The following is a 14,406-nucleotide window of genomic DNA, read 5'->3' as shown; positions in this document are numbered from 1 at the left end:
ATTATAGATCTAAAAGCCACCAATTATTTATGTTCATGTTGTTATTCATTTCGAAGGCAAATGTAGACATTTTTTTGAATGATCAAAATGTGGTTGTTTAAATTAATCTTCTGTTAACATTAAGACTAAGAAACGAACCAAAATATAAACAAAGAGAATTTGAATTTTTGAACTTTATAAATTTCTGTTTCTCATCAATTTAAAATTGACATGATTCAAGAACTCCTCAAAACTTTGTTGAGGGGATGATTTCCACTCTTCAAACATGAGCTCTAATTGCTCTTGCTGTTTTGGTGGGGCTAGTTTGTAGAGTTCAGAGGATAATAGTTTGTCAGCTTCTTGTGCAACTTGGTAAGTATGTTGATGGAAATCTAGATTTTGTTCTTGATTAATTTGAGCTAGCCGTAGTTCTAATTGGTCTTGTAATCTTACTTTTTCATCATAGGAGCCAGTGGGCAAATAAAGCTTACTGATGATGGGAATGAGTTCGAAGAGGACCAATATTAAAAGAATGAGATAGTATCGTTTTTGGAGGGCAAAATGCTCGTCCTTCTCAAATAAACTCTGCAAAGCATTCACTCGAATGAGGAAGCCTTGGGAGAGCTTATTGGTTCTGAAATCTTCCGTTCCATAATTGACGATACTATCGATACTCGTTATTCTATCATCAATTTTGCTGAGTTCTTTCTTTTGAGACTCCTCTATGGCACTATATGCTTTTTGGCTTCTTAAATAGGCCTTTTCTTTTTCTCGAGCAATTCCAGCAATTCCAAATTTCTTTGAACCTCCAGTACCATCAATTTCATTTATATATTCTTTCTCAGCCCTTTCTAAAGCTGCATATCTGATAGATTTATCAATGTCTAGTTTGTTTTGCTGCGCAATAAGTCCTTCTTTTTCTGATTGATAAATGGATAATAACTCTGTTCTTTTTTCTTGTACTTTTTCTTCCTGAACAATAGAAATTTCTTGACTAATGTCTTTTTCAAACATCCATAATAATATAGGTTGGGCAATGAAAGAACCTAAGAGAATAGCCAATAAAACTCTAAAAGTAATGGCAATTTTACTCTTTTTATTCTTGTTAATACTTGCAATGAGCATTCTGTCGATACTGAGGATTCCGAAGCCAATCAATAAACCAAGAGGAACAAATAGGAAAGGGGAGGATATACTTAAAGACCAAAAATACATCCAAGCTACGGTGGCATAAATCCAAGTAAATACAACAGCTGCTCCAATAATTCTGGCTCTATATCTATCCGTTGTACAGTCTTTTATTACTTCTGGAATGGCCGTAGAAAACCACCATAGTGTTCTTGTGAACTTACCCGGAACTGGCTTATGCCCATTCGGTAGTCCCTTAATTTGATTCCCCATCTGTCTTTTTTTGTTTTCATTGATTAGATGAAGAGTAGATGAAATGGTTACGTTTAGTTTCAATAGGACTCAATCTTCTTAAATTGTGAAGTAAATGTTAAAATATTTATTATCAATACTTTATTGTTTCACTATATTTGATTTTATTTTTTCAGCAGATATTCTGTTATTATGCCTTGGTAATATAATTATCACAAGGACTGTGCAGAATATCTTGCCGGTACATTAATCAATATTTGTTGAAAAATTGATGGTAAAATTCTCTTTATAAATCAATTCAATGTGGAGGTGTAACAATTATACCATTCTGCATTTATAAATATTGAGTAAGTTTGATGACATCAAAAATTATTATCATGAGAAAAAATGTAAATTTATTAATGTTATTATTTTGCTTCAGTATTGGTTTTCTTACTGCGCAGAATACAATGTCTAATGACATAAATGGAGTGAAGTATGCTGAAAATGCCAACTTGAGTCCTGATATTTGGAAACCTTTAGCTAATCCTGATCAAAAAAGCACTACTGATTTTGGGGAGGGATTTGATGATATTACAAGTCTTGCAGGAGATGGATGGGCGTTTAGTAATAACAGCCTTCCATTAGGTGCTACCGGCTGGTTTCAAGGAAACGATGCAGTTTTTAGTGCATATGATGGTGCTACAACAGCCTATATTGGTGTGAATTTTAATAGTGTTGCAGGTTCCAATACCATAAGTAATTGGATGTTTAGCCCAGAATTAACTTTGCAAAATGGAGATTCATTTTCATTTTATACACGAACAGTATCTGGTTCAGGTTGGCCTGATCGTTTGCAAGTAAGAATGAGTATTAACGGTGGAAGTATTGATGTAGGTGCTACGGCCACTTCAGTAGGCGATTTTAATATTTTATTGGATGATATTAATTCAAATTATGATATGGGTGGTTTCCCAGAAGTATGGACGCAATATACTTATACTGTAACTGGATTAGTTAATGGAGAGCAAGGGAGGTTTGCCCTAAGATATTTTGTTGAGAATGGTGGGCCAAGTGGTGTGAATAGTAATTATATTGGATTAGATAGAGTGGAATTCATTGAAGCTGCTCCAGTCCCAGTTTCCAATTGGAGTTTGATTATTGCGCTGGCTTTAATTGGTGGATTTATTGTGATTAAGTCAAAATGGATGAGCTAAATAAAAAAATAGAATAAAGAAGTATAGTATCTACCTAATAATAATGAAAAAGGCTGTTCAATAGAATTGAACAGCCTTAAGTTTAGCTTTTATTATTATTAGAATCTCAAAGTAAATCCTAAAGAAGGCATGATTGGTAATTGATTGACCCTTTCACGATTATAGATATTTACATAGAAGATATTCTCTCTATCTAAGATATTTGTAATACTGAAATTAGCTTCTAAAGTAGAGAATTCACCCAATTCAAATGTTTTCTTAATTGATGCATCTACTCTGTGATAATTCGGTAATCTTTGGCTATTATAGTCACCATATAAGAAACTCATATCACCGTTGGTAGTGGTGTAATCTTCATTGATTCCACCACTAAATCCAACTTGCTCGTAATTACCAGCCATGGGAGTAAATGGGAATCCAGAACCAAAGTTATATCTGATACTTACTTCCCAATCGTAGGCTCCTCCAAGTTTTAAACTGGATAAGAAGTTAATATTGTGTCGACGATCGAAATGAGGGTTATAAGTCATTTGTGGATCTGTTCTTTCAACATATCCTAAAGAATATACAGCCCATACAAATAGTCTATCGTAATCATATTTTAAAGAGAAATCAACACCTTTAGCATTTCCTTTTTCAACTATGAAATCTAATTTTAACTCATCAGGAACACCCTGTGTATCACTGTTATATACTTTATTTCTGTTGAGATTAGTTAATTGACTAAAGTTCTTATAATATCCTTCAACATTTAATGTCAACCTATTACTTAAGTCAAATTCAACGCCCAAAATAGCATGTTGTGCTTTTTGTAATTTATCACTTACATCTTTGCCTTCAAATGTTTCTGGAATACTTTCAGGACCTGCTAAGAAGCCATAGAATAAATTAACTACATCTCTATCAGAAGTAGCTGCAATTAGATTCTGAGTATAGAATCCTCCAGCAAATTTGATTCGCATTCTATCTGTTGCTTTATACTTCATAGCTAACCTTGGCTCAGGTGAAATGGTACTTAAGCTAGGATAAAACTGAACTCTAAAACTTGGCTCAATAATCCATCTTCCTGTGGTCCATTTGTATTTAGCATAAGCTCCAAATTCAGTGGTGCTTTGTCTTTCCTCAATTTTTCTATTTGCAGAATTATAAAAGGAATAATCTGTTGTAAATCCTAGAATTTCAATTCCATATTTTAGTTCATCAGCACCTAAAAAATAAGTTAAATCCAAACCAATATTGAAATCATTAATTTGAGAATTACGAGGAGTAGATTGCGCTTCGTCTAATTCAATTTCATAATTGCTATAAGAAACATGGCCTTCTATCAAAACAGAACTAGTAGCTGGAATAACTACGAAATTTGATCCTCCTCCGAAACTATTCCAGGAGAAATTGGCCAATGATTTATAGTTTTTTACTTTGTCGTTGAAGCTGAATCCGAAGAAATTTATTTTTGAACCACTACCCATATTAATAGATGCTTTACCGTATAAATCAGTATAGCTAAAAGGAAGTCCTTCTTCATCAACATAACTATATATGCTTTCTGAGGTTTTGTCTAAATATGAATGCTTAGCAGATAATATAAATGAAGAACTACTTCCACCATCTTCACTTTGTTTTTTTAAGGGACCTTCTAGCAATACATTCGCACCAAATGTAGAAGCGCTTATTTTACCGGAAACTCGTTTTTTATTACCATCACGTGTGGTAATATCCATTATGGAAGATATTCTACCTCCATATTCCGCACCAAATCCACCAGTATAAATGTCGGCGTTTCGCATAATATCTGTTTCAAACACTGAAAATAAACCAATGGAGTGGAAAGGATTGTATATCACCATCCCATCAAGTAATACCTTGTTCTGAATCGGAGAACCCCCACGGATATATAGCTGCCCTCCTTGGTCTCCTGTAAAAACGACACCTGGAAGTACCTGAAGGTATTGGGCTAAATCTGCTTGTCCACCAATACTAGGAATTTGTTCTATTTGCTTTGGAGTAACCTTTGTAACGGAGATTTTGGTATCTGTTTTTAATGATTGACGTTCAGCAGAAACGTATACTGTTTCAAGATTAATACTTCCTTCATTTATATAAAACTTTTTACTTAATAATTGACCAGGAGCTAAGGTGATACTTTCTCTTATGGTATCATAGCCTAATGCTGTCACCAATAACTGGTAGCTACCAGCAGGAACTTTATTGATAACAAAATATCCGTTATCGTCAGTGGATGAGCCAATAGTGGTTCCTTCTAAAAAAACATTTACAAAAATAGATGGTTCTCCAGTTGATTTCTCATAGACAAAACCTTTGATACCGGCAGTTTGCGCATAGGAAGCTAAACCAATAAATAATAATAAAAAGCTTAAAAGAGTCTTTTTTCTCATGGGTATTAATATTACGTTGAAAGATCAACAATGATTTATGATGGTATTATTATGTGTCAAAAATTAACATTAATTAAATATTTTCAAAAGTACTATTTTTTCTGTTTCTTTTGATTGGTGGGGCCTAAAATCTCAATTAAATTAAAAGATTATACATAAAGAGGCAACTTTTTCTTTTTTTCAGGTCTTTATATTAAATCATCATAATAAAAATTGAAATCATAATTTGGTTTGTTGTGAAACGAACAGGTGTATTTCAATTTAGTAAAATAAATGTGCATTTCAGATGATGGATATTGATAAATATAAAAGAGATTGAGTCAAACATTAATTGCACAGAAAAACAAAGCCCTGGCGACAGGAAATATTTGAAATCTTTGGTATAAGCTTCATTCAGTCAAATTCAACAAAAAGTTAACCTTAGATTCGTTCAAAATTCTCAAGTTCATGTATAAGCCATCTTATTGATGGCTTATTTTTTTGCATAAAAAAAGCCTGAACAAGTCAGGCTTTCGGTCTTTTATGTAGCTATTGCTATCCAGCTTTCATATTTTCTGCTCCAGGTAACATTCCTGCTAATTTTGCAGGATCATGAATTAATACAGGAATATGTTGTGGACAAATCCAATATTGGCCCTGCATATAAGCTAATTGTACCAATGGTACTTCATTTTGATTTTGTTTGCAGAATACACAAACTTGTTCTTTATTTTCCATGATTATTTTCTTTTGTGCAAATATCAATAATATTTACGTATTAAAGTACCAGATTGTGTTTTATATCTTCGATTTTTATGTATTTAGAATAACTCTAAGCAAAAGTGACCAATATATTGGCTCCAAAATTCCATACAGTAACTACAGCAATGGCTACTAATTTTGCGATATAGAAATTCCATTTGAGCTTGCTAACGATGAGCCATAATACTAAGGTGTTGATAGCTAGTCCTAATAAGCTGATGAACATAAATTGGCTGTATTCTACCAATACTTTTGGGTCTTCGCTATGAAAGGTCCAAATTCGATTAAGAATATAATTAGAACTTGCTGCCATCATAAATCCAATAGCATTTGAGAAATATTTCTGAACCCTTAGCTTTTCTTTAGAAAGAAAAGTGAATCCGAAATCAATGAATAATCCACTAAAGCCTACAATACCAAACTTAAGGAATTTTCTGATCAGCTCTTGCGATAATTCAAATAGTAGCATGGGCTAATGTTAAAGTTGTACGAGTAGAATTTGTCTTTCCTCGTTTCTGATGATATCCACAGAAGCTGTTTTCCCTTTTTCTAAAGTGTTGAGACGGTGCATATAATCATAAATATTCTTGATGTCTTTTCCGTCTATAGCCACAATAATATCACCTTTTTTCATTCCAGCTTTGTCTGCTGGGCCACCATTTCTTACACCATCAATTCTTAAACCTGAATTTTCAACACCAGCATAATCGGGCATAATTCCCAGTGTAACGCTAAAACCTCTTCGGCCTCTTTTTCTTTGGTCGGTCATATCGTTTTCTTGGTAAGTCAAGCTTTTATCCATGTTAAGAAGCTCATTAGTTAAAGCAAAAGAATAATCAGAAAGCTTCTTTTCACCTTCAATATTGATTTTCTCTACATCATCAAATGGAGTATGATACTCATCATGAGCTCCTGTAGAAAGGAAAAATACAGGAATGCCTTCAGCATAGAAAGCAGCATGATCAGAAGGACCGTATCCATCAGGGGAATAGCCCAATTGTAAAGTGGTATCCACTGATTCTAATTTCTTTAGTAAGGCTTCCCCTTCTATTGATGTTCCTACTCCTGCCAATAATATTCCATTGTCTTCTTTCATTCTTCCAACCATATCTAAATTGATCATGGCTTTAAACTGCTTCACATCAAATTCAGGATGATTCACAAAATATTTAGAACCCAATAAGCCCATTTCCTCTGCACTAAAAGCGATAACAAGTAAACTTCTTTTATTATCTTGTTGAGCTAGTTTCTCAGAAATTTCAATGATAGCAGCTACACCACTGGCATTATCATCAGCTCCATTATGAACAGCGATAGTGTCAGGCATTCTAGAGCCTGATTCAGGTCCGCCAAAACCTAAGTGATCATAATGTGCTCCAATAACGATAATCTCATCTTTTAATACAGGATCTGTACCTTCAATAAATCCCAATACATTATGAGTATTCACTTTTACTTGATTTACTTCTGTGCTTCCTTTTACTTGTGCTTCTATTGTAAAGCTATGGGCTTGACGAGTACTATTTAACTTTTCTTCTAATTGAGCTACGGTGAATCCGCTATTTTTTAATATCTCATTGGCGACTTTCCTCTTGATGTTCATCACCGGAATACCAGAGTTGCCTTGAGTTTTATCAAAATGAAGGCTGATTAGTTTGTCTCTAGTATCCATCACCGGACCACTCACTAATAAAACACCTAAAGCACCAGCATCAGTAGCTGTTAAGGTTTTTTCACGATCCCCTGAATAGGCAGCATAGATAGAGTTTGCACTGTCAATTTCAGGATCACCCGTGAGCATCAAAACCCATTTTCCCTTTACATCAATGCCTTCAAAATCATCCCATTCCACACCTTTTTTATTGAAACTGAAACCATATCCAGCGAAAACAATATCAGAATTCAGCTCTTTGTTGGCAGTGAAGGAATAAGGAACAAAATCTTTGCCCGCAGCATAAATAGAATCTCCAATACTTAGCATATTGTTTTCTCCTCTAGAAATATCTGTGGTGACTTCAAATTCTTGTAATCCTTTTTCTGCTAAAAGTTTTATTCCAGCTTCGTTATAAGCATTTCTGATATAATTAGCCGCTAATTCCATTTCTGGTGTTCCAGGGAAACGACCTTTAAGAGAATCAGATGATAAATAGCTGATATGATTATGAAGTTCTTCTTTTGTAATCTCAGGATTAGGACCACATGAGGTGAGCATAATGGCCAGCAGACCAATAAAGCTAATGATAAGATTTTTGTTAAGCATAAGAGTTTTTTTTAGGCTGTAAAGATACAAGAGTTTTTAGTAATTTTGTTTATCAAAAAACTGTTAATCCTTCAATAATTATCTCATTGTTTTTCTTTGATCATTATGGGGCCTAAGCACTTAAATTTAAACTATGAAAAGAATTCTACAATCCATTATATTGATAGTTTCCATTTTGTTGAGTATTAATATAACAAATGCACAATGTACTCCTGACCCTAATTGTACCGACCCTGAAGGAGATGGTGAATTTTGTCCTACCGATTTTCCTAGTGCTATCGAGGATGAGTATTACGAACAAGTCTTGACAATTATTTCTCCAACTGAGCAAGAGGGAGTGGTGTTAGATCATATAGAAATAGTGACTATAAATAATATTCCTCCAGGAATGAATTATCAATGTCAGGATAATAACTGCGATTTTTATCCTCAAATCCCTAAATGTGTTAATGTTTTTGGAACACCAGAAGTGGACAGTTGGGGGGAGTATAAGCTATATATTACCATTGAAGTATTTATCGATTTATTTGGTGTAGTAATCAGTGCTGGGGAAATTGTGGATTCCTCCTCTGTGGTGACCGTTTTACCTAAATTGCATAGTGATTTTAGTATTAGCCTTGAAGAAGATAATGTAATGTGCTATGAAAACACATATGAAGTTAATTATACTGGAAATGCCAATACTGATGCTATCTATCATTGGAATTTTGGAGAGAGTTTAATTATATTAAGTGGAGAAGGTCAAGGTCCTTATATGGTATCGCCTGTGAGTGGGTCTGGGTTGGATAGTATTACTTTATTTGTGGAGGAAGGCGTCTATACCAGTCCTGTCTCTTCAAATTCGTTTTTCATTACCTCTTGCATGGGACTTGATGAGCAATTTGCTTCTCTGTTTACGGTCTCTCCCAATCCTTTTGTGGAAGGTATTACTTGTTATGGTTTGAATGGTGAGCCAGTTGAATTGATAGTTTATGATTTAAGTGGGAATCAAATTCATGTAGAAATAATTTCTTCGAATGATCATTATATCGATTTAGGACAACTCAATAGGGGAGTCTATCTTTTGTCACTCACCAACACTCAAAGCACTCAAACCTTAAAAATAATTAAGCAATAATGCATCTTTTTTATACACCAGATATACAAGGGAATACTTATCAGCTTTCCGAAGAGGAATCGAAACATGCGGCTCGTGTGCTCAGGTTAGATATGGGTGATGAAATAATTCTCACCGATGGAAAAGGAAACTGGATGATTTCAGAAATTATTGATCCGCATCCAAAAAGATGTTTGGTTCAAGTGAACGAAACCAAATGCGATTTCAATTCTAAGCCATATGAACTTCACATGGCAGTGGCTCCAACAAAGAATATTAATCGTTTTGAGTGGTATTTGGAGAAAGCCACTGAAATTGGCATTGATGTAATTACACCTATTCGAACAGAACATTCAGAGCGTAAAGAAATAAAATGGCCCAGACTTCAAAAGGTAATCACCTCGGCTATGAAACAATCTTTAAAAGCTTGGCATCCCGAATTGAAAGAGATGATGAAATTTAAAGATTTGATAAATCAAGATTTTGATGGAAAGAAACTTATTGCTTGGTGTGAGGCTGATAAAAGCGATCGTATTGATAGGTTTGTTGAGGCTGGTGAAAAAGCATTGATACTTATCGGACCCGAAGGAGGTTTTTCACCAGAAGAAGTGAATGAGGCTAAAGATAAAGGTTTTGAGCCTGTTAGTATTTCTAGCTCTCGATTAAGAACTGAAACAGCTGCAGTGGTTGCCTGTCATAGTATCGCATTTATAAATCAATCTTAGAGAATTCATAATGGTTAAAAAAACACACGTTCTATTGGTTTTATTATTAATGATTAGCTTCATGAGCTTTTCTCAAAAACCTGTTCAGATAGCTTTATTAAAATATAATGGAGGAGGAGATTGGTATGCAAATCCTACAGCATTACCCAATTTAATAGCCTATTGTAATGCCTATCTCCAGATGGATTTAGACCAAGATTATAAGACAGTAGAACCTAGTAGTCGTGATATCTATAATCACCCATTCATTCATATGACCGGGCATGGAAACGTAGTTTTTTCTGCACAAGAAGCCTCCAACCTTCGAGATTATCTAATTTCCGGGGGCTTTTTACATATCGACGATAATTATGGAATGGATCCTTTTATTCGTCCAGAGATGAAAAAGGTATTTCCTGAATTAGAGTTCGAAGAGCTTTCTTTTGATTATCCCATATACCATCAGAAATATGATTTTCAAGATGGGTTACCCAAGATTCATGAACATGATAAAAAACCACCTCAAGGCTTTGGATTGATTTATGAAGGTAGACTGGTTTGTTTCTATACTTATGAATGTGATTTGGGAGATGGTTGGGAAGATGCAGAAGTTCATAATGATTCTGGTGAAAAAAGGATGGAAGCCTTAAAAATGGGCGCCAATATCTTGCAATATGTTTTTTCAAATTAAGAAGGATGAAAAAGAAATTTTCGAGTATAGAAATAGAGAATAAGGCAAAGGAAATTAGAAAATGTGTGCTTCGCATGATTTCCGAGGCAGGTTCTGGACATACTGGTGGGTCATTAGGTCTTGCCGATGTAATGGCCTATTTATATTTTAAAGAAATGAAGCATGATCCGAAGAATGCAAAATCGGAGGATCGTGATCGATTGATATTGTCCATAGGACATGTGGCACCCGTTTTATATGCTAGTTTAGCTGAAGCAGGTTATTTTGAGAAAGAAGAGTTAATGAGTCTTAGAAAGTTGGGCTCTCGCCTACAAGGGCATCCGGGTCGGGATCATGGCTTACCAGGATTAGAATTATCTGCAGGAAGTTTGGGACAAGGCCTTTCAGTTGCTGTAGGCATAGCCTTAGCAAATAAAATAGACAATCGAAACTCAAGGGTTTTCTGTCTCTTGGGAGATGGGGAATTACAAGAAGGCGCTATTTGGGAGGCGGCCATGAGTGCTGGTCATCACCAATTAAATAATCTTATAGGTATAGTAGATAGAAATAATCTTCAAATTGATGGTTCTACGGAGAAAGTCATGAAACTGGAGCCACTAGTTGATAAATGGAAGGCCTTTAATTGGGAAGTATTCGAATGTAATGGCAATGATATTCTAGAACTAGAATCTGTTTTTAAACAGATTGAAAAGAATAGCCAAAAGCCTTCAATAATCATTGCACATACCCTAATGGGAAAAGGCGTAAAATCTATAGAAGGAGATTATACCTGGCATGGTAAAGCTCCTTCTAAATCTGAATTGTACGATTTCTTACTAGAATTGGGAAGCTAGTATTCCACCCATAATTGCACCAACAAATGCCAAAGCATATAGTGCAATGATAACTATAACGAGGATTCCTATAAATTTGAAATGTTTTCTGAGATTATTGAATGAAGCTTCTATGAGCTCATTATTCATTTCTTTAATGGCTAATTGAGCCTTTTTAGAGAAATTGAAAAGGTATAATACAGGAAAAAAATAGAGGATGGCAAAAGCCAAATAAATGAAAGCCATGATGGGGCCAAATATGGCCATATTACCCTTGTTGCCTTGGTTACCTAACTGTTGAAAAGCATCCATCCCAAGTCCTTCATTCAATGATGGTAAAACGATTCCCATAAACAGGGCAAGAACTATAAATAAGGCAACGCCCACAAAGCCCACTATAGATAGGAATTTACTCCATTTCGCAGCTTCTGTAAGGTGTTGAATAGAGGAGGGACTAAGTTCAAACTTTTCTTCATTAGTATTAAATATACTTTCCATTTTAATAATTTTTCACGAATATAATAAAAAAAACCTCCCCTAAGATTAGGAGAGGTTTTTCAATATGTTTTTTCTTTTTTTAGAAGAATAAATGTCTATTGTCAACAATTTCTGATTGCTCTTCCATAGCTTTATAAAGCTTGAAGTTAACAGAAGAAAGGAATCTATTACTCATTTGATCTGATAACGCTTTATAGTTGGCCTTTTCAGTTGCAGCTTTAGTATTAACAGCTTCAAGCATAAATACTGCTTTGCTTCCTTTGATAGGACCAGCCATTTCTCCTTTATCTAATGACATAGCTACTCCGATAACATCAGCTTCAGGACCAAATCCAGGGAAGCTAGAGGTTTCGAAAGTTAGTTTAGTAGTCTCAGCTTTAACATTAAGTTCTGCAGCCAATTTGTCTAAAGAGCTTTTGTTTGAAGAGTTTTGCATCTTCTCCATAATCATATCAGCTTTCTTTAAGTTCTTAACAGCGGAAGAAATTTTTTGCTTTACATCTTCTAAAGGAGTATATCCTTCATCAGAGATTTTAGCTAGAGTAGTAACCAAATAACTAGCACCCATATCAAATAATTCTAAGTCGTTAAGCTCTCTATCTTGACCATAAGCCCAAATAATAATTTGACGACCTTCTTTTTGTCCAGGGATATTTTCTTGCATAGCATCTAAATCAGCTAATGATCTTTTACTTAAACCCATTTCTTCAGTTACAGCATCGAAACTTGAAACTTTGCATTTACTTGCAAACTCATTGGCTTTAACATAAACATCTTGGTAAGTTTGGTTACTAGGCTGGATTTCTCTTTCCATTTTGGCAACTTTTACTTTATCAGAAAAATCTTTCTTGCCATCGATTCTCATAACATGGAAACCGAATACAGATTCAACTAAAACAACAGAGCCATCTTTATTATCTAAAATTGCTTGATTAAATTCAGGAACCATTTGTCCATCAGCAAACCAATCATAATGTCCTTTGTTTTCAGTAACACCACCATCGTTAGAAAAAGCAATTGCTAATTCTTCAATTTTCTTAGGGTTTTTCTTAACAATAGCTAAAAGACTATCTGCTAATCTCTGAGCTTCAGGTTTAATTCTTGTTACTTCTGGATTTGCTCTAGTGGCACCAGCGTAGGCGATAAGTATATGTGATGCTTTTAAAGAATCAGGACGGTTTCCTTTTTCTAATAAGATTGCAGTATGATAAGCATTATTGCTTAGGTAAGGAACAACAGTAGCGCCTGGCTCACCATCAAACATGGTAGCTTCAATTTGTAAAGGGAGTTCACCTCTTTTATACCATTTGTCTTCGTATTTCTTATCAGATATAGAATTAGTGAAAACAGTAACTTCATTTAAAGGTATCGTTTTCATTTCCTCATAATACTCATTAAATTTCAATTGTTGTGCCTGACGGTCATCAGCAGAAGGCTTTACATTGAAAACTACATAATCTAAACTTCTAGTTTCTTTTTGTTTGAAACTTTCTTTCTTCTCATTATAGTATTTCTGGTAATCAGCATCTGTTACTTCAACTTTATCATCAGCAATAGATGAATAATCTTGAGCAAGATATTTCACCTCTACTTCAGCTTCTTTTCTTGAATCTGCCATCTTAGCAAATGCTGAAGGATAATAATATGCTTTAGATACCAAGTTGTTGAATTTTGTGTTCAATTGGTCATCTTTAATAGCTCTTTCAAACTCAATCCACTGTAATTGACTTTCACGAGGCATTTGATCCAATCCTTGAAGATATTGTAACACCAATTCTCCATTGAATTCACCTGTGTTTGGGTCTTTAAAATACTGAAGAATATAACGATGAGGATTCGAGCCTTGTACTAAGTTGAATAATTCATCAGCAGTGACTGCCAATCCAATTTCCTCTATCTCTTTTTTCATGATGACTTCTTTCACCATGTTATTCCAAGTATTTTGTTTGATTCTGAATACTTCTGAAGAAGTTAACTGAAGTTTTTGCTTATTTGTTTTTTCAGCTTCAACAGCTTGTTCTACCTCTAAACTAAAATCCCTGTAGGATATTTCTTCTCCGTCTACTACGCCTATATTGACAGCTTCTCTGGTTTGTCCTTTAAATAAATCGCCTAAAATAAAGGCGGCGAGTGCAATACCAATGATTGCTACTAATAATCCGTAGTGCTTTCTAATTTGTCCAATTGCGGCCATAAAACTTAATTTTTTTTACAAGCTGCAAATGTACAATAGATTAGATAAATTAAAAACATTTTTTTACGCTTTGGGAAATTAGTTTTTTAATACTGTGCTTATAAGGTATTCTCATTCATGTGTTATGGGCTTAAATCGCATGTTATCAGCTTTTAATATGGGTTATGGAGCCGAAAAACACCACTTGAGTTATGAGTAGTATTAGTTCTTTTCTATAGGTGTTTTGTAATTTTTTCTATTATTTATTGTGAGACAATTATTTAATTACATCTTATAATTTGATGAGATTGTTTCTTGTTTTTCTGGATACTTTAATCTTGAATAGTATAATGATTATATGATAGATTTGGAGCGCTTATGATTCATATCTACACGAAACTAGTAGATTATCTTGATTTAATAATAAAAAAACTCCAAGAACTAGAATAAAATTCCAGTCCTCAGAGTTTTTTTAATAAA

At 34.3% G+C, this 14,406-nt stretch carries 12 protein-coding genes; 5 read left to right on the top strand and 7 right to left on the bottom strand.

Annotation, left to right across the window (positions count from 1 at the left end):
- Positions 1-174: 174 nt before the first annotated feature.
- Positions 175-1,380 carry a DUF4407 domain-containing protein gene (locus tag HNS38_RS12130; protein WP_172281899.1) on the bottom strand — a complete coding sequence of 402 codons (1,206 nt, stop codon included), beginning with the start codon at positions 1,378-1,380 and terminating at the stop codon, positions 175-177.
- A gap of 356 nt (positions 1,381-1,736) precedes the next feature.
- Between HNS38_RS12130 and HNS38_RS12125 the strand changes: the two genes are divergently transcribed.
- Positions 1,737-2,555, top strand: coding sequence for a choice-of-anchor J domain-containing protein (locus tag HNS38_RS12125; protein WP_172281901.1), 819 nt, complete (start codon positions 1,737-1,739; stop codon positions 2,553-2,555).
- 98 nt (positions 2,556-2,653) lie between these two features.
- Here HNS38_RS12125 and HNS38_RS12120 read toward each other — a convergent pair whose 3' ends face one another.
- The 4 genes from HNS38_RS12120 to HNS38_RS12105 form a co-directional block, all read right to left on the bottom strand.
- Positions 2,654-4,951: a TonB-dependent receptor gene (locus HNS38_RS12120; RefSeq protein WP_172281903.1), complete on the bottom strand. Its 2,298-nt coding sequence runs from the start codon at positions 4,949-4,951 to the stop codon at positions 2,654-2,656.
- Between the two features lie 534 nt (positions 4,952-5,485).
- Positions 5,486-5,668, bottom strand: a complete 183-nt coding sequence (locus tag HNS38_RS12115) for a hypothetical protein (RefSeq protein ID WP_172281905.1) — start codon at positions 5,666-5,668, stop codon at positions 5,486-5,488.
- Between the two features lie 94 nt (positions 5,669-5,762).
- Complete coding sequence (locus HNS38_RS12110) at positions 5,763-6,161, bottom strand: GtrA family protein (protein ID WP_253916365.1); 399 nt, start codon at positions 6,159-6,161, stop codon at positions 5,763-5,765.
- 9 nt (positions 6,162-6,170) lie between these two features.
- A complete protein-coding gene (locus HNS38_RS12105) occupies positions 6,171-7,952 on the bottom strand; it encodes a M20/M25/M40 family metallo-hydrolase (RefSeq protein ID WP_172281907.1) in 1,782 nt (593 codons plus the stop codon).
- 133 nt (positions 7,953-8,085) lie between these two features.
- Between HNS38_RS12105 and HNS38_RS12100 the strand changes: the two genes are divergently transcribed.
- Genes HNS38_RS12100 through HNS38_RS12085 form a run of 4 tightly spaced genes read left to right on the top strand, consistent with a single transcriptional unit; the run spans position 8,086 to position 11,276 of the window.
- A complete protein-coding gene (locus tag HNS38_RS12100) occupies positions 8,086-9,069 on the top strand; it encodes a T9SS type A sorting domain-containing protein (RefSeq protein WP_172281909.1) in 984 nt (327 codons plus the stop codon).
- Complete coding sequence (locus tag HNS38_RS12095) at positions 9,069-9,773, top strand: 16S rRNA (uracil(1498)-N(3))-methyltransferase (protein WP_172281911.1); 705 nt, start codon at positions 9,069-9,071, stop codon at positions 9,771-9,773. The genes HNS38_RS12100 and HNS38_RS12095 overlap by 1 nt, the downstream gene beginning before the upstream one ends.
- Before the next feature lie 10 nt (positions 9,774-9,783).
- The gene (locus HNS38_RS12090; protein WP_172281913.1) at positions 9,784-10,443 is read left to right on the top strand and encodes a DUF4159 domain-containing protein; all 660 of its coding nucleotides are present in this window, start codon (positions 9,784-9,786) and stop codon (positions 10,441-10,443) included.
- Between the two features lie 5 nt (positions 10,444-10,448).
- Positions 10,449-11,276 (top strand): transketolase, encoded by an 828-nt coding sequence (locus HNS38_RS12085; protein WP_172281915.1) that lies wholly within the window; start codon positions 10,449-10,451, stop codon positions 11,274-11,276.
- On the opposite strand, the gene HNS38_RS12080 is transcribed toward HNS38_RS12085, so the two are convergent.
- Both HNS38_RS12080 and HNS38_RS12075 read right to left on the bottom strand, forming a co-directional pair.
- On the bottom strand, positions 11,259-11,753 hold the full coding sequence (locus HNS38_RS12080; protein ID WP_172281917.1) for a DUF5362 family protein: 495 nt from the start codon (positions 11,751-11,753) through the stop codon (positions 11,259-11,261). The genes HNS38_RS12085 and HNS38_RS12080 overlap by 18 nt on opposite strands.
- Positions 11,754-11,832: 79 nt before the next feature.
- A complete protein-coding gene (locus tag HNS38_RS12075) occupies positions 11,833-13,947 on the bottom strand; it encodes a peptidylprolyl isomerase (protein WP_172281919.1) in 2,115 nt (704 codons plus the stop codon).
- Between the last annotated feature and the right edge of the window lie 459 nt (positions 13,948-14,406).

The sequence above is a fragment of the Lentimicrobium sp. L6 genome, from assembly GCF_013166655.1.
Classification (GTDB): domain Bacteria; phylum Bacteroidota; class Bacteroidia; order Bacteroidales; family UBA12170; genus UBA12170.
This window is presented reverse-complemented; position numbering and strand designations above follow the sequence as displayed.